Raw genomic sequence first — 17171 nt, forward strand, 5'->3', positions numbered from 1 at the left:
GATTAACCACTTTACGGGTGTGAGTTAGGCTGCGATACTCTTCCTCAAGTGATTCGAATCACCCGCATTTTCGCGCTACCTCACACCAAGGAAGGAGTAATCATGTCGAGCCCCAGCGATGCAGTTATTGTCGCCGGCGCACGTCTCCCTATCGGAAGAAAGGGAGGAACCCTGGCCGAATTTGATGGTGTACAGCTTGGTGCACGTGCCATCAAAGCCTTAATCGACAATCCAAGCATTAACGCACTTTTGAATGACGAGGCTATAACCGACGTCATCATGGGAAATACGCTTTCCCATTATGGGAATCCTGCTCGCGTCGCGGCGCTTAGCGCAGGACTGCCTGTAAATACTCCGGGACTTACGATCGACCGGCAATGCGGATCAGGAATCAATGCTGTAACGCTTGCTGGAAAGCTCGTGGCCTCTGACGGCGGAGTTTACATTGCAGGAGGAATGGAAAGTATGACTAACGAACCATTCCAATTATCACGCGCAAAGCGGGCGTACGATGCCACACCCCCGAGTTTCCTTCGCCGAGAGCTCTCTACAGCTGAAATAGGCGATCCCACAATGGGAGTAACAGCTGAGAACCTTGCAGAAAAATACTCCATCTCGCGGGAAGAACAGGATGAATTTGCTTTAAGAAGTCAAGAAAAATATGCAAAAGCAAAATCGCAAGGGAAATACTCGCATTTCCTAATTCCGACTGAGACCTCTAGCCATGGACCGGTGGAACACGATGAACACCCTCGGCCTAAGACCAGCGCAGAAAAATTAGCAGCATTACGCCCTGCTTTTATTTCCTCAGGCACTGTTACTGCCGGGAATGCCTCGGGAATTAACGACGGCGCTGCAGCAGTTTGCATCGTTTCAGCAGATAAGGCAATGCACCACGACCTCGCCCCCTTGGCACGCATCGGAGAAAGTTCTGTCGTTGGCGTTGACCCGAACTATATGGGAATTGGACCGGTACCTGCCATTCAGGCAATACTCAAGCAAACCGGACGGAATATCTCTGACTACGACTTCATCGAAATCAATGAGGCATTCGCGAGTCAAGTGCTTGCCTGCGCAAAAGAGCTTGCCCTCGACGTGGACAACATAAATCCACTGGGCGGCGCAATTGCCCATGGACATCCTATTGCCGCCACAGGCACCGTCCTAATCCAGAAGACAATCACCGAGCTTTCCGAGCGAGGCGGAGGCCGAGCAATCGTCTCAGCCTGCATAGGCGGCGGTCAAGGAATCGCTACTGAAATCATCGTGGAGGAGAAATAGCAATGAATCCAGCTGAATCTAGTGTCGCCATCTGCGGAGCTGGAACTATGGGTGCACAGATTGCCTTTCACTGCGCACTCAAGGGATACACAGTAACGCTTTACGACATCAATACTGACCAACTCGACCGTGCCGATTCCCTTCTACACGAGCTGATGGACAAGAAGCTAGCTAAGGGAAAAATCACACAAGACGAAGTTGACCAGGCTTTCGCTCGGCTAAAGTACGAAACCAGTCTCGAAGAAACTTGCTCCAACGCCAGCCTCATCATTGAAGCAATCATCGAAGACCTGCAAGCAAAGAAGAAGCTCTTCTCAGAGATTTCATCGTACGCCCCCAAAGAAGCGATTCTTGCCACTAACTCGTCCAGCATCGTCTCTTCGAAGTTAGCTAGCGAAGTCCACCATCCTTCTCGTCTGTGCAACATTCATTTCTTCAACCCGGCCCTGGTTTTGCCTCTTGTGGAGGTGGTCAAAGGCGACCACACCTCAGAGGATACTGTCGACCGAGCCATCGAATTTGTCGAGAGCATCGACAAAACGCCGGTCCGTTTGGAGAAGGAGATTTTCGGTTTCATCACGAACCGAATCCTTGCGGCGATTTTCGATGAAGCAATCTCCCTATACGAAAACGGGATTGCGGACTTTAAACAGATCGACACCGCTGTCAAGGCAGGGCTTAACCACCCGCTAGGCCCCTTCGAATTGCTTGACCTAACCGGAATCGATGTCAATTACGGCATCAAGGTATTAGAAGCTGAGGACTCCGGTGCCCCTTCTAAGGGCCCTTCTCAAACCCTTACGCGTCTCTATCAGGAAGGACGCCTTGGACGTAAGTCTGGCCAAGGGTTCTACGTGTACGAGAAGGAGAAGTGAGTGAGTATGTCTAATAACGAAAACTCAACGAACCCAGCTAACGTAGTCGAGTCCTCACATGAATCCGGGATCGGGATCGTCACTATTAACCGGCCCCGGCAGTTCAACGCATTAAACACTGAAGTTCTTAATGCGATTAACTCGGTACTGGATAAGTGGGAATCTTGCGACGCAGTGCAAGCCGTCATCTTCACCGGCGCTGGCGATAAAGCATTCGCTGCTGGAGCAGATATCAAGGAACTTTCTCAGCTGTCGCCCTGGCAGGTTGTCAATGAGTATCCGATGGCAGAGCTCTACAAGCGAATTGAGAGCTACCCCAAGCCCACTGTTGCAGCGGTTAACGGATTGGCACTAGGAGGCGGTTTCGAACTAGCTCTATCGTGTGACATTCGTATTGCGGATCCGCAATCTCGCTTCGCATTTCCAGAGCTAGGACTAGGAATCATTCCGGGTGCAGGTGGTACCCAACGGCTTCGTGAGGTCGCCGGTAAAGCTATCGCTTTAGACCTCATTCTGACACGCAAAGAACTCGATGCTGAAGCTGCGCTGCAATGGGGAGTCATCACCCGCATCAGTGATGATCCGGTCGCAACAGCGATGGAGATCTGCCACGTGCTTAATGAAAACGGACCGCTAGCTCAACGTGTTGCGCGGGAATCCATCAAAACAGGTGTGCTAGGCGGGCACCAACAGGAGCAGCTTTCACAAGGAATGGCCTTCAGCCATTCTGACCGTGCTGAAGGGCTGTCGGCATTCCTCGATAAGCGAGCCCCCAATTTCAACAGTTCTGTCTCTATCTCAACCGAAAAGGAAGAATCTCATGCCCCAACAAAATAGTCCGAACACCGACGACCTTGGCTTCTTTAAGCCATCGAAATTCCACCTTGGTTCGACAGTGTTCATCATCGCGCTTTCTGTCTTCGCCTTCCTGCCGATGAGCTTTAACACCATGATCAGCGGCACGACCCTAGTCAACTACGTTCTCGTAGCCATTATGGTCTTGAGCCTTATCATTCTGCTCGTCGATCTTGTCGTCAACAAGAATGACGATGGAGATGTTCACAATGCCTAAAGAGAATATTCTGCCCTTGGCCATACTGATCGTTTACATGGCCCTGACTGTCGGCATTGGTATTTATGCGCACCGTCAGAATGAAGACTCTTCTGCCAAGTCATTCCTGACCGGAGGCGGCGGTGTCGGCCTTTGGATCAATGGTTTCGCAATCTTCGCTGCTTTCGCGACCGGCGGAACTATGCTCGGAAACATCGGCCTATCCTATTCAGCTGGCTGGGGATACATCACTGCCTACAACGGTGGCGTCGCGCTGGGTTATCTCATTACGACGTTCTTCCTCGCAAAAGTCCTTCGTAATATGAATGTGGCTACTGTTCCTGAACTCATCAAGGCTCGATACAACCACCGCGCGATGAACCTAGTCGTACCAATCGTTCTCATCGGTACGCTAACTGCATACATCGTCGCACAGATGAAGATCGGCGGCTTGATCGGAGAACAAATTTTCGGCATCCCGTATAACTGGTCCGTTGTCCTTATCGGCGCTGTCTACGTGTTCTACACATTTGCCGGAGGTATGAAGGCTGTTACGCTGACTGATTTCCTTCAGGGGGTCATGATGATCGGCGTAGTTGTTGCAACTGGGTTCATCGCAGTTAACTCAAACGGCGGATTTTCAGTCTATGAGGTAGCCCAAGGCCTTCGCCCGGAATGGACAGGCGCTGAAACCTATCCTCCGATTGCATATATCGGTGCCTTCTTGATTTGGGCAACTTGTAATGCGGTTCTCCCTCACACGGTGATGCGTATCTTCGCTGCAAAGAACGAGCAAACAGGGCGTGCATCGTTGGCACTAGGACTGGGGCTGTACGTCATTACGTCTATTGCTACGTGTGTATTCGTCATCGCAGGAACCATTATCCTCACTGGTGGACAGGACATTGAGCAAAGCGATGGAGCTTTCCTCCTCTTCTTGGACCAGGCGGTACCTAATTGGCTTCGAGGTCTAGCATTCGCAGGAATTTTTGCTGCTGTTATGTCTTCTGTCTCGGCAATGCTCCTTGCATTGGCCGCAGCTCTTTCCTACGACCTGATCGGTCAGCTTAAGCCGAGCACGTCCGATGCGACAAAGCGTAAGATTACCAAGCTCGGAATTCTAGGATTTGGCGTACTCACGCTAGTTCTTTCTCTAAATCCGCCGCAATTCCTTACCCTTCTGTACTCAGCAGCAATGGGCCTCCTCGCTTCCTCCCTTTTCTTCCCGACGCTACTCGGAATTTGGTGGCGCAGAATTAGCGGTAGTGCCGCTTTCGTCGGTGCCAGCGTCGGTGGTATCGCATACCTTGTACTTCTCTTTGGATTCGATCTTCCACCGCTATCCGAGATTGCCTTCGCTCTGCCTTTGTCCGCTGTTGCTTGCATCATTAGCGCCTACATCTTCAAGCCTGCGACTCCAGAGCAAATTCGACGCATCACAATCGCTCACAGCCGTGAGGTAACTGACGCTGAAGCGGAGGAGTTTAATCGCATCGCCATGGCGGAGCTGAATGGAACACAGCCCTACGCTGATGCCAACGAGAGCTCCTTCGAAACGTCGAATTCTGGATCAGTCTCCAAAGAGGGAAACAATGTATAAGACGACTATCACGCCGCGCTTCAACGAAACTGACGCGGTTGGGCACATAAACAATACGAAGTTTCCTGCCTGGTTCGAAGCTGCGCGCAGAGATTTCTTCGCCGAGTTTGACCCTGATCTTGCGACAGATCCCTGGACGCTTCTCGTTGTTCGCTACGAATTGAACTTCTTAAAAGAAGTGAATTGGGTACCGGAAGTCGCAATCCACACGTCGATTTCGCGTCTTGGCAGAACTTCAGTGACCCTTCATGAGGAGCTCTACCAAGAAGGTGAACTGTGCGTTGAATCTGAGGTGACCTATGTAAACGTTGACCCGCGCACCAGAAGACCAGAGGAAGTACCCGAGCCGGTTCGAGTAAAACTGTCCGCGCACCTTAGCGCGCAGCCAAACGAATCTAATCAACAAGGAGCCAGTGATGCTTAAGTCTTTCACCGATAGCGTGGTGGTTGAAACTGAGGGTTCTATTGCTTCAATAACGCTCAACCGACCCGAATCCCTCAACGCTCTAACGTTCGAAATGCTGCGTGGCCTTGAAATTACGCTCGCGGAACTGGGCGATAATCCCGATGTTCGAGCGATTATTCTGCGCGGAGAAGGCAAAGCTTTCTGCGCAGGTGATGACCTCATCGATATGGGCACAGACAACTGTCCCGTGCCGGAGGACAAGATTCGAGAATTCTTGGACGGTTACCCAAAAGTCTGCACTGCGATTCGTGAATGCCCGAAACCTGTTGTTGCGGTATTGCACAAATTTGCTATGGGAGCCGGGCTAGAGCTTGCGCTTGCCTCTGACTTCATCGTCGCGTCTTCGAACACCAAGATCGGCCTTCCCTTCGTACTCCGTGGCTTCTCATCGGGAACAACCTTGCTCCCACGCCTAACAAACCGTCTTTTCGCAAACAGACTGTTACTAACGGGGGAATTTGTTCCTGTGTCCGAACTTTCAAACTTCGGACTCGTATCGACAATCTGTGAGCCCGAAGACTTGGATGCTGAAGCAGAGTCTCTTGCTAAGCAGCTAGCGTCACTGCCCACAAAGTCCATTTCGCTCATGAAGAAAACCATGGGCGCAACTCAGCATCTCGATGAAAGTGCAGCGTGGCTCATGCAGGCCCACTCCACGGTCTCGTCAACGCTTACCGAAGACCACATCGAGGGCCGTACTGCGTTCCGCGAAAAAAGGGACCCCTATTTCACCGGCCGCTAAACAAGAAAGGACTATCATGACCAAGCCATTGACCACATACGTTCCGGATGAAGGTCTGACCTTCTTCAAGCCGCAAACTTTGGCTCAGTATTTCTCGGAGCACGCCGAAAATACCCCAGAGAAAACCGCAATCTATTTTTACGGGTCTGAATTCACTTATGGATGGCTTGAGCAAAAAGCATTGGCGCTAGCAACGACCTTGGCCCACGAGGGGATCAGGACTGGAGACGTAGTCGCGCTTTACATGCAAAACTGTCCGCAATTTGTGATTTCTTATCTTGCTGTTCAGAAGCTAGGCGCGGTCGTCAGCCCTTGCAACCCCATGCTCAAAGCAAAAGAACTGTCATATCAGCTCAACGACCTGGAAGCAGTTGCACTCATCGCTAGCGAAGAATTGCTCGTCGAATATGAAAAGGCAGACGAAACCTCAGTTCATACTTTGATCGTCACTTCTTTCGACGATGCTCTAGATCGCGAAGAGCACTCACAGGAGTTCAACTTCCGTATGCCGGACCGGCGTACGACTGCGCTCGACCATATTTCTTGGGAGAAGGCAACGGCACAGAGCGATCCTGTGGACGAAGTTGAGTCTCTCCTTAAGCCAGAAATCAACCTTGATGAAGACTGCGCTCTAATCATCTACACCTCCGGTACTAGCGGGTTGCCCAAAGGCGCAATGCTGTCTTACACAAACTGCACTTTTAAAGCTAACTGCGTCGCAGCTAACTTTGGATATACACCGTCTGACAAGGTTTCCGCCTCGATGCCGATTTTCCATGTGGCTGGAAAAATTGTTGGAATGTCTGCTGTCTTCGTTGCGGGTGCTTCGATGATTCTTCAAGCGCGCTTCGATGGTGAGGACTTCGTAACTATGGCATCTCGGTACGGGATGACGGTCTCATACACAACGCCGCCGATGAATACTGAAATCCTAGCTACGGATCGTGCTTCTCAAATGGACAGGCTTCGTGTCTGCATGGGTACGAGCTTTGGCTCACAAATCACGGAATCACTGTCCGACCAGTGGAAAGAACAAACCGGTCAGGACTTCTTTGAGTTTGCCTACGGAATGAGCGAGACTCATACTGCGGATACGATGACTCCTCCTGACCAGATCGTTTGGGGAAGCACTGGGCGGCCTACTTTCCAGACCGACATCAAGATTACTGATCCGGAAGACCGCAACCGTGAGCTTAGCCCTGGCGAACTAGGAGAAATCAGTGTAGAAAGCCCAGCAGTCTTTCTCGGCTATAAGGGCAAGCCAGAAGCCACTGCAGCTGCGAAAATCGGTGGACGGTACTTCTCAGGCGACATGGGATATTTGGACGAGAATGGCTACCTCTTCTTCGAAGGTCGCTTCAAAGAGATGATCAAATCCAATGGTTATTCGGTCTTCCCAGAAGAAGTGGAGAAGTATCTCCAAGACCACCCTGCAGTCCAGCAGGCCGTGGCCGTTGGTTACCAGGACGACCGACGAGGAGAATCCGTCAGAGCTTTCATCGTGCTGCGTCCCGAATACAAGGGAGTGACCTCTGAAGAGGAGATCATTTCTTGGGCTAAGGAGAATATGGCTGCCTACAAGTATCCAAGGTCAGTGCGATTCATCGACGAGGTCCCCAAAACTGCGACTGGCAAGATGTTGCGGGCTAAGCTGCGCGAATAGATAAGCATAGTGGCGCCAATCCCGGCTACACTGCATGTAATCATGAGCGAGTTTGGCGAGATTCTAAACCACCTAAGCACTGGCACCCGTGTCCCCGACGAGCTGCGCGAGCAATTGGCGGCCGAGGAGCTTGGCGCGCTTCGGGCCATCGAGGAGACCATGCGCGCCAACCACACATGGCGGGTGATGTCGACCAAACTGCTCGACGTCTCCCACATGCTCAACTCCGGCCGCGAATCCACTGATATCTTCCAGGCCATCGTGCGCCACGCGCGCTCCACCATCGGCACCGACGTGGGCTATCTCAGCCTCAACGATGAGGACACCGGCTTTACCAAGGTGCTGGCCACCAGCGGTGTCGTCACGGAGGAATTCCGCACAATCAACATGCCGATGGGCTCCGGAGTCCTCGGCATCGTGGCCGCCACCAACCGCCCAGCGTGGACCTATGACCATTCCGCAGATCCCAACGTCACGCACGTGGATTACGTGGACCGCGCGGTAGAAGCCGAAGGAATCCGCGGAATCCTCGGCGCCCCGATCCGCATCGCCGGGCGCACGATTGGCGCGCTGCTGGTGGGCGACCGCCACCCCCGCCACTACACGCACGAGGAGATCGCGGCCCTCGAGGTGCTCGGCTCTATTACCTCCGTGGCGCTGGAGAATGCGCAAGTCATCGAGAGCCAAGGCGAATCCGTGGCCGAGTTGACCCGCTCCCAGATTGCGCTCAGCCGCCATGTCGAAGAACTGCAGTGGCTCAATGACGTCAACACGCAGCTGCTCCACGTGCTGATGAATAACGCGAGTTTTGAGGAACTCGAACGCGTGTTGGCTGAAAGCCTCGATGCACCGGTGATGCTGTGGACCACGGAAGGTGCCCCGAACACTCCCCCAACCAGTACCTTCCCCGTGGAGTTCAACGGGCGGGCCTTAGGCACGATTGGCGTGGACAAAGAGCTCAGCGATGCCGAACTGCGCGTCATCAGCCATGCCTCCGCTGCCTTTACTGCGATTGCTCTTTTTGCAGAAGCGCTTGTCGACGCCACCGCGCGCAAAGTCGATGACCTCGTCTACGCCGTGGCTCTGGGTAATGCTGGGCGCGAGGAGATCGCTCGTCTGCGCCACCTAACGGGAATCAGCCTGAATTCTTCGGTACAGCTCTATTTCGTCGGCTTACACTCGGCAAAGAGTTTGCCAACTCGCCCGCAACTAGAGCACCTTCTGCCGGGAAATGCCGCTATCACACACCACGACCAGCACGTGTGCGTGCTGTACCAGCCGGATCGAGCAATTGATAAGGCACTGGCCCCGCTGCTGTCTGAGTTTTCTGACTTGACGGTTTCTGCCATCGGCTTCGACGGGCTGGATTCGGCACGCAGCGCCCACGATTCCGCTATGGCCTACTTGGAGTCAGCTTTAGCGCTCGGCGTACAAGGCCGCTTAGTCACCGAAGATACCTTGGGCACCGTCGGCCTCATCTTGGGCGCGGACCCGCAGGCGTTGAGCGCGCTGTCCACGCGCACGATCGGCCCGTTGGTGCGTTATGACGCAGAGCATTCCACGGAGCTGACCGATACCGCGCACCACTACTTGCTCTCCGGCCACAGCATCCCGCAAACAGCTCGCGCCATGTTTATCCACCCCAATACGGTGCGCCAGCGACTCGACCGGATCGCTGAGCTCATGGGAGATGAGTGGGCCGTGGGCCAGCGCGGGCTCGATATCTTTGTGGCGCTGCGAGCCCACACACTCAGTAGGTAGAGAATTCTCCACCTGCGCATATATTGGGTGTAGTTTTTCCCATGCTGTTCTCGCCCTCTCCGACGTGACGTGGCGTACATTGCGATGCATTAACCCCATCCGATGTCTGGAGGTATCAATGTCTGACACGATTACCATTCGCGGCGCCGTTCTGGAGCGCTCCGGCGATGAGCGCCCCTACGCCGACTCTCAGCCCATCACCGTGAGCGAGCTCGAGCTCTCCGCTCCCGGCGAGGGCGAGATTCTGGTCAAGATCACCGCCGCCGGCCTCTGCCACTCCGACCTCTCCGTGGTCAACAACAACCGCCCCCGTCCGCTGCCGATGCTGCTAGGCCACGAGTCCGCCGGCATCGTCGAGGAAATCGGCCCGGGTGTTACCAACGTCAAGGTTGGCGACCACGTGGTCATGACCTTCCTCCCGCGCTGCGGCGAGTGTGCCGGCTGCAAGACCGACGGCAAGATGCCGTGTGAGGTTGGCTCCAAGACCAACAACGAGGGCACCCTCATCCGCGGCACCCGCCACCTCACCCGCAACGGTGAGACGGTTCAGCACCACCTCGGTGTCTCCGGCTTCGCCACCCACGCCGTGGTCTCCGAGCTCTCCGTCGTACCGGTGGGCTCCGATGTCCCGGCGGACATCGCCGCTATCCTCGGCTGCGCCATCCTCACCGGTGGCGGCGCCGTCCTCAACGAGATTGATCCGAAGCCGGAGGACAGCATCGCTGTCGTTGGCCTCGGTGGAGTGGGCATGGCCGCGATCATTACCGCCGCTGCACTCGGCGTGAAGGAGATCGTGGGCATCGACATGCAGAAGGACAAGTGCGAGAAGGCCCTCGAAATCGGCGCCACCTCCGCCATGACCCCACAGGAAGCCGAAGAGTCCGGCAAGAAGTTCACCGCCGTCGTGGAGGCTGCCGGCCACCCGAAGGCACTGGAGACCGCTTACAAGGTCACCGCACCGGGCGGCCTGACCGTCACCGTTGGCCTGCCGGCACCGGGCTCCACCATCACCATCGACCCGCTCGTAATGACCGGTGAAGCACGCCGCGTGCACGGCTGCTACCTGGGTTCCTCCGTTCCGTCGAAGGATATCCCGAAGTACGAACAGCTATGGCGTGAGGGCAAGCTCAACGCAGAGGCCCTCATCTCTGATCACATCAAGCTCGAGGACATCAACACCGCCATGGACCGCCTCTCCGACGGTGCAGCCCTGCGCCAGATCATCGAGTTCGACTAAACAGAGCTCGGCTAAACCTCAACAAATCTCTCACCTTTCCTCACCAAGCCCCGCGCGCTTCACGCCCGCTGGGCTTGGTCCCTTTTCTTTGAAAGGAGGCCGTCATGGCCGAAACCACCGAAGCCACCGAACCTGAAGACCAGGGCATCGGTCAAGCTTCGCCCCACTGGAAGATGGGGCCTTTCGATGTCCGCCTCCCCTTCGTGCACTACCGCATGGAATGGCCGGACTTCGCCCAAGGCCTGTTTATGTGCGTGGTCGACCTGGGCGCTATCCCCCTGATGACCGAGGCCCTCGGCATGCCCTACGAAGCGGCGCTGGCCGTCGTCATGCTCAATGGCCTTCTCTACCTCACCCACCACATCCTGGGCGACCCAGTTGTTCCCGGCTGGATTACCCCGGCCATTCCACTGTTGACGGTCTACATCCAGACCTTCCCGGAGGGTGAGCAGCGCATCTGGGCGCTGATCAGCTTCCAGCTCATGCTGGGCATATTCTCCTTAACGCTAGGCATAACGGGATGGGCATCGAAGGTCGTCCGCCTCATCCCCTCTGGCTTGCGCTCCGGCATCGTCCTTGGCGCTGGTATCGCTGCCATCATCTCGGTGTTCCAGGAAGGCGGACGTTTCCACTCCTTCCCCATTACCATCACCATCGCGGTGGCCGTGGCCTTCTTCCTCATGTACTCCCGTGGCTTCCAAGCCCTGCGACAGAAAGCCGCCGGCTGGCGCTTCCTGGCTTCGCTAGGCATCCTGCCTGCTATCTTCGTCGCGGTCTTCGTCGCACCGCTAGCTGGCGAGGCTCCCTGGCCGGACGTGGAGTGGGGTTTCTCCAAGCCGGACTTCATCACTCTGTGGTCTGAGTACACCGTCTTCGGCGTTGGTTTGCCGCCGGCGCACATGTTCCTTACCGCCATCCCCACGGTGCTGGCTGCCTACATCGTCGTCTTCGGTGACGTCCTGCAGGCCAACGCAGTGCTCAAAGAAGCCGACCACGTCCGCACGGACGAAGCCGTGGTCTACAGCCCGTCGCGCGCACACCTGCTTTTTGGTGGCCGCAACATGCTGATGTCCATTATCGGACCGGACGTCGCCATGTGTGGCCCGCTGTGGGCGGCAATGCACGTGGTCATCGTCGAGCGCTACAAGCAGGGCAAGCGCGCCATGCGCACCATCTTCGGCGGTGCGGGCTCCTTCCGTTGGGGCACCAACGTGGGTCTTCTGCTGCTGCCGATCACCTCCTTCGTTGAGCCCATCCTGCCGGTGGGTCTGGCGCTGACTCTCATCATCCAGGGCTTCGTGTCCGTGCGCGTGGGCATCATGGAATCCAAGAACCAAAAGGATCTTGGCATCGCAGGTGTCACCGCCGGCGTTCTCGCTACCCAGGGAGCCGCCTGGGGCTTCGCTGCCGGCATCATCATGGTGCTCGTCGTCTACGGCAAGGACATGTTCAAGGACGAGCGCGACGGCACCATCCGCAACTTCGATGAAATTGATCCGGAGGAAGGCTTCGCCGACGCGCAGGCCGACTTCACCGAACTGGCCGAGCTCAATGATCTGGATGCTGATGGCCGCCCGATCGATCCGAACGCCCCGAAGCCGAAAGACACGGACCTTAAAAAGCCCAGGTAGAACTTAGCTAGGCAGTTTCGAGTACCTATTTTTGCCCTCCCCGGTCATACGACACACCGGGGAGGGCTACGCGATCGTTGGCACGATTGCATTGATCAAGACGCCATGGCGTCTATAGGAGCGTTTGTATAAGCGCTTCCAGCCCCGCCTCAAAGGACCTGTCCGCACGAAGTCTAGCTTGTTCTTTTTCGTTAGATGATTGTTCTCTAAACTGCGCCAAGTAAATCGAATTCATCTTATTTAAAGCACTATCCTCGGGCCCCGGTGAAGCAAAAATATTCAAGGGGGCATGTACGTCATAGGCAGAGCCAAAAACCAATGCCTCAATTGCAACCAATCTCGTAATAACATCCCGTTCAGGTACACCAGCAAGTGAAATCACTTGAACTAGTGCTTCATACATCGCAATCGTTTGTGGCGATCCATAAAGAGGAAGCTGGGTAATCACGCGAATTAGAGGGATGTTGGCAGCCAGAATGTCACGATAAGACCATGCCCATTGTCGAAGCGCATCCACTGCCGAAATCTCGCCTGCGAGCGCACCTTGGAGCACTGAGATATCAACTTTGGCAATGATGTCATCCTGCACCAACGCCAATAACTCTTCCTTATTTGAAATGTGATTGTAGAGCGCTGCGGTGCTCACTTTCATAGATCTCGCCACCGCTGACATAGATAGAGCCTCAAGCCCTTTGCGCTCAACAATGTGCAATGCGGCTGAGGCAATTTTCTGCCGGTTTACCAGTGCTTTAACCGGACGCCCTTTGGGGCGCGAAACTTTTTCCACTGTGATCCCTACAATTCTCTCCGCAACTTTGTTACTGTAGTCACAGCGTTAAATTAAAGGGTTTAATTTAACGCTGGAGCACCGTCGTTCATACGAAGGTTCCCTCCCCCGCATACCTACTGCACGCGAAGGAGAAAAACTCCAATGGTCACACAACCAAATGGTAATACCAGCGCCGAAGAGCGCACAGTTGATGTTGTAATCGTCGGCGCCGGCGCTTCGGGTCTTATGGCTGCCCGCACCCTAAAGAAGGCAGGTAAGTCAGTCTGCGTTCTCGAAGCGCGCAATCGTGTCGGCGGCCGAACATGGAGCGGCAAGGTGCTTGATGCCCAAGGCACCGAGCATTTCATCGAAATCGGCGGTCAGTGGATCTCGCCCGATCAAACACGACTGACAGAGCTCGTAGAAGAGCTTGGTCTCGAAACCTTCGACCGCTACCGCGAAGGAAAGTCGGTTTATGTTTCCCCGGATGGCACGCGACACGAGTTCGAAGGAGATACGTTCCCGACCTCAAAGGAAACTGCTGCAGAAATGGATCGGCTGATTAGTAAGCTTAATCAGCTAGCCGAGGAAGTCGACGCGGATTCCCCTTGGGAGCACCCACGCGCAAAGGAATTAGACAGCCTATCGTTCCGCGACTGGCTAGAGAGCCTTTCCGACGATTCCGAGGCAATCGACAACATCTCCCTCTACATTTCCTCAGGGATGCTCACCAAGCCTTCTCGGACTTTTTCCGTGCTCCAAGCAGCCCTCATGGCTTCATCGGCCGGCTCATTCGACAACCTTGTTGATGAAAACTTCTTGCTTGACAAGCGCGTCGTTGGCGGCATGCAGTCCGTCTCCATAGCGATGGCTGAGGAGCTCGGTGACGACGTCATCTTGAGCTCACCTGTACGTACTCTCGAGTGGGCTACGCCAGATCCCTCGACGGCAGACGCCCCAAATAATGTTGAAGCGGATGTCCGCAACGGTGTAACCAACAACGGCGGCCCCGGCACCGTAACCGCCTACTCAGACCGAGCAACTGTCCATGCTCAATACGCAATCCTTGCGGTTCCGCCCAACCTCTACAATCGCATTTCCTATGTGCCACCGCTACCACGCGAGCAGCATGTTGCCCACCAGCACATTTCCATGGGCTTAGTGATTAAAGTTCATGCTGTCTATGAAACCCCCTTCTGGCGCGAAGACGGATTATCCGGTACTGCATTCGGCGGAGATCGACTTGTTGCCGAAATCTATGACAACACAAATTACGGAAAGAACTTCGCAGGCGGGGAGGAAGGAAAGGAAGATACCTTCGGCACATTAGTCGGCTTCGTCTCCGATGTTTACGCCGAGGAAATGTGGGCGCTCACCGCTGAAGAACGCAAGGAGCGAATCCTCGATGCAATGTCCATTTACCTTGGTGACAAGGTAAAGAATCCCATCGCATTCTTCCTCTCCGATATGGCGGCTGAAGAATGGACTCGCGGAGCTTACGCAACATCTTACGATTTGGGTGGATTATCGCGGTGGGGCCATCTCCAAAACCAACCAACCGGGCCGATCTATTACTCTTCCTCTGACATCGCTGGTGCAGGTTACCAGCACGTCGACGGCGCGGTACGTATCGGCGAAACCGTTGCGCAGCAGATCATTGGGCAGGGATAAGCGGTGACTGTCAATGAATCCACTCACCGATTTTCCACGCCGCAAAACTAGCGGCTCCTTGCTCGTCGCCTATATCGATACCAGTGATGGCCACGATGCACTCAACTTGGGAATCGCTCTCGCACGCGAGCGCCAAGTCACCCTAAAACTAGTCTCTGTCGTTTCGCCAATTACCCCCCAAGGGTTTGGCGTGCAGACTCAGGACCCTGGCTACAACGCAATCGTGCGAAAGCAAACTCAACAGCGTCTCACCGCCGCACTAGAGAGTCTTCCTTCTGATATCTCTGCGACGTGGCACGTTGTGGAGGGAACCGATCCCGCGCTCGCCTTGAATGACGCTGCGCAAGAACTTGAGTGCGATCTTATTATCGTCGGAGCACGCTCAGGCGGACTCTTGAACCGATTCCGCATCGGTACAGTAGCCAGCTCTTTGCTTTACACAGCGCAAGTCCCAGTCGCGCTAGCTCCCCAAGGCTATTCATATCCCGGACCGATAACGGGCGTTTCTGCGCTTGTCGGCCCGCGACAAGGACGATCAGATGTCGCTGCTATCGGGCTCGACCGCGCATTCCGTCGAGAAGTCCCGTTGCGCATCATTACTTTGAAGATTTCCGGAGAAGATTCCGGGGTCACTTTCGAGCAGCAGCTTTCCGAGGCGATCCAAGACGCGGTTTCCAAAGGCCGGGCGTCGCGCATCACCACATCGGGAGCAAGTGTCCAGTCAGCGCTACAAAACCTTAGCTGGAAAGAAGGCGAAGTAGCTGTGCTTGGTTCAGCACGTATTGCCAGTGAAGGTCGGCTCTTCTTGGGCGCTACCGCAAATCGAATCCTCAAGCATGTACCGGTTCCAACAATTGTTGTCCCTTCGGGCTACATGACGCTGAAAGGAGGTGAACGCTCATGAGTGAACAACCAACAGTTTCAGACAAAGGTCTGGCAGTCGGTAAAGTTGGTTTGCTCGGCGCAGTTGTCATTGGCATCAGCTGCTTAGCACCAACATATACCCTCACTTCGGGAATTGGACCTGCTATTTCGGCGGTGGGTGTCTTCGTTCCAGCCGTCCTCATTCTGGGCTTTATTCCAATGCTGCTTGTTGCTTTTGCCTACCGCGAGCTTAACAACCGTGCTCCTGATTCCGGTACCACCTTCACATGGGCAACAAAAGCTTTCGGTCCCTGGGTCGGATGGATGGGTGGCTGGGGCCTTATCGCCGCTACGATTCTGGTCCTGTCTAATCTGGCCGCCGTAGCCGTCGACTTCTTTTACCTGCTCATCGCACAGCTTGCAGGTAGGCCCGAGCTTGCTGAACTCACGCGGAACCTCTGGGTGAATATTCCAACAACCCTTGTGTTCTTGATTGCTGCAGCTTGGGTTGCATATCGGGGTATGGATACAACGCAGAAGATGCAGTACATCCTCGTCGCAATTCAAATCATCGCGATTCTCTCCTTCGACATTGCAGCTTTATGGCGGGCATACAACGGAGATGGCTTTGACTTCACTCCCATTCAATTCAGTTGGTTCAACCCATTCGAGATGAAGGATTTCTCGGTGGTCGCAGCCGGCATCTCGCTATCCATCTTCATGTTCTGGGGCTGGGATGTCACCCTAACCATGAATGAAGAAACCAAGAACCCAGAAAAGACTCCTGGACGAGCGGCTACCGTCGTAATCATCATCACAATCATCTTGTATGTTCTTACAGCGGTGGCTGTCATGGCGTGGGCAGGAATCGGTGAAAATGGACTAGGCGCTGGTAACCCCGATAATCAGGAATCCATTTTTGCGGTGCTTTCCTACCCGATTATGGGCCCGTTCGCCATCCTCATTTATATCTCGGTTCTAGCTAGTTCGTTTGCTTCCCTGCAGTCCACGCTTGTTAGTCCCGCCCGTACGATTCTTGCAATGAGCTACTACAAAGCTCTTCCCCCACAATTGGCGCGAATCAGTCCAAGGTTTCAGACTCCAACCGTCGCAACGATTATCGCAACCGCCGTTTCGGGTACGTTCTACGCCGTTACAAGGGTGCTCTCGGAGAATGCACTGTGGGACACAATTGCTGCTCTTGGTCTCATGATTTGCTTCTATTACGGGATCACGGCAGTAGCCTGTCTGTGGTATTTCCGAAAAGAGCTCTTCACTTCAGTGCGAAACTTCTTCTTCAAGTTCCTATACCCGCTGCTGGGCGGTGGCTTCTTGCTCATCATGTTTTTCATCACCGCCTATGACTCCATGGACCCGAGCTTTGGCTCTGGTTCTTCCCTCGGAGGCGTCGGAATCGTATTCATCTTAGGGGCCAGCATCCTAGTGCTTGGCCTGATCCTCATGATGATTACCCGTTTACGCAATCCCGATTTCTTCACCGGCTCAGTGATTAGCCGTAGTGATTCCAGTTCAGATAACACCCCAACCTTTTCCTAGGAG

General features: G+C 54.6%; 15 protein-coding genes. 14 read left to right on the plus strand and 1 reads right to left on the minus strand.

What is annotated here, in order from left to right; translation table 11 throughout:
- The first annotated feature begins 102 nt into the window (after positions 1–102).
- The 11 genes from HMPREF2781_RS02745 to HMPREF2781_RS02795 all read left to right on the plus strand — a co-directional run bounded on the left by HMPREF2781_RS02745 (position 103) and on the right by HMPREF2781_RS02795 (position 12307).
- The gene (locus HMPREF2781_RS02745; protein WP_070644215.1) at positions 103–1281 is read left to right on the plus strand and encodes a thiolase family protein; all 1179 of its coding nucleotides are present in this window, start codon (positions 103–105) and stop codon (positions 1279–1281) included.
- A gap of 2 nt (positions 1282–1283) precedes the next feature.
- On the plus strand, positions 1284–2156 hold the full coding sequence (locus HMPREF2781_RS02750; RefSeq protein WP_070644218.1) for a 3-hydroxyacyl-CoA dehydrogenase family protein: 873 nt from the start codon (positions 1284–1286) through the stop codon (positions 2154–2156).
- A 6-nt stretch (positions 2157–2162) separates the two neighbouring features.
- Positions 2163–2993: an enoyl-CoA hydratase/isomerase family protein gene (locus HMPREF2781_RS02755; RefSeq protein WP_070644221.1), complete on the plus strand. Its 831-nt coding sequence runs from the start codon at positions 2163–2165 to the stop codon at positions 2991–2993.
- On the plus strand, positions 2977–3228 hold the full coding sequence (locus tag HMPREF2781_RS02760; RefSeq protein ID WP_070644224.1) for a hypothetical protein: 252 nt from the start codon (positions 2977–2979) through the stop codon (positions 3226–3228). The genes HMPREF2781_RS02755 and HMPREF2781_RS02760 overlap by 17 nt, the downstream gene beginning before the upstream one ends.
- A complete protein-coding gene (locus tag HMPREF2781_RS02765; RefSeq protein WP_070644226.1) occupies positions 3221–4807 on the plus strand; it encodes a sodium:solute symporter family protein in 1587 nt (528 codons plus the stop codon). Before HMPREF2781_RS02760 ends, HMPREF2781_RS02765 begins: the two co-directional genes overlap by 8 nt.
- Positions 4800–5231, plus strand: coding sequence for an acyl-CoA thioesterase (locus HMPREF2781_RS02770; protein ID WP_070644232.1), 432 nt, complete (start codon positions 4800–4802; stop codon positions 5229–5231). The genes HMPREF2781_RS02765 and HMPREF2781_RS02770 overlap by 8 nt, the downstream gene beginning before the upstream one ends.
- Positions 5224–6015 carry an enoyl-CoA hydratase/isomerase family protein gene (locus HMPREF2781_RS02775; RefSeq protein ID WP_070644239.1) on the plus strand — a complete coding sequence of 264 codons (792 nt, stop codon included), beginning with the start codon at positions 5224–5226 and terminating at the stop codon, positions 6013–6015. The genes HMPREF2781_RS02770 and HMPREF2781_RS02775 overlap by 8 nt, the downstream gene beginning before the upstream one ends.
- A 16-nt stretch (positions 6016–6031) precedes the next feature.
- Positions 6032–7678 carry an AMP-binding protein gene (locus tag HMPREF2781_RS02780; RefSeq protein WP_070644242.1) on the plus strand — a complete coding sequence of 549 codons (1647 nt, stop codon included), beginning with the start codon at positions 6032–6034 and terminating at the stop codon, positions 7676–7678.
- 42 nt (positions 7679–7720) lie between these two features.
- Positions 7721–9439 (plus strand): helix-turn-helix domain-containing protein, encoded by a 1719-nt coding sequence (locus HMPREF2781_RS02785; RefSeq protein ID WP_070644245.1) that lies wholly within the window; start codon positions 7721–7723, stop codon positions 9437–9439.
- A gap of 118 nt (positions 9440–9557) precedes the next feature.
- Entirely contained in the window at positions 9558–10676 is a 1119-nt protein-coding gene (locus HMPREF2781_RS02790) for an alcohol dehydrogenase catalytic domain-containing protein (RefSeq protein WP_070446252.1), read from the plus strand.
- Positions 10677–10780: 104 nt separating this feature from the next.
- Positions 10781–12307 (plus strand): permease family protein, encoded by a 1527-nt coding sequence (locus tag HMPREF2781_RS02795; protein ID WP_070644248.1) that lies wholly within the window; start codon positions 10781–10783, stop codon positions 12305–12307.
- Positions 12308–12419: 112 nt separating this feature from the next.
- On the opposite strand, the gene HMPREF2781_RS02800 is transcribed toward HMPREF2781_RS02795, so the two are convergent.
- On the minus strand, positions 12420–13094 hold the full coding sequence (locus HMPREF2781_RS02800) for a TetR/AcrR family transcriptional regulator (RefSeq protein ID WP_083308510.1): 675 nt from the start codon (positions 13092–13094) through the stop codon (positions 12420–12422).
- Between the two features lie 144 nt (positions 13095–13238).
- On the opposite strand from HMPREF2781_RS02800, the gene HMPREF2781_RS02805 reads away from it, so the two are divergent.
- The 3 genes from HMPREF2781_RS02805 to HMPREF2781_RS02815 are packed head-to-tail and all read left to right on the plus strand — an operon-like array spanning position 13239 to position 17168.
- Complete coding sequence (locus HMPREF2781_RS02805; protein ID WP_070644254.1) at positions 13239–14747, plus strand: flavin monoamine oxidase family protein; 1509 nt, start codon at positions 13239–13241, stop codon at positions 14745–14747.
- Between the two features lie 13 nt (positions 14748–14760).
- Positions 14761–15651 carry a universal stress protein gene (locus HMPREF2781_RS02810; RefSeq protein ID WP_070644257.1) on the plus strand — a complete coding sequence of 297 codons (891 nt, stop codon included), beginning with the start codon at positions 14761–14763 and terminating at the stop codon, positions 15649–15651.
- Positions 15648–17168 (plus strand): APC family permease, encoded by a 1521-nt coding sequence (locus HMPREF2781_RS02815; protein ID WP_070644259.1) that lies wholly within the window; start codon positions 15648–15650, stop codon positions 17166–17168. Before HMPREF2781_RS02810 ends, HMPREF2781_RS02815 begins: the two co-directional genes overlap by 4 nt.
- The last annotated feature ends 3 nt before the right edge of the window (positions 17169–17171 follow it).

Source organism: Corynebacterium sp. HMSC062A03 (genome assembly GCF_001811145.1).
GTDB classification, from domain to species: Bacteria; Actinomycetota; Actinomycetes; order Mycobacteriales; family Mycobacteriaceae; genus Corynebacterium; species Corynebacterium aurimucosum.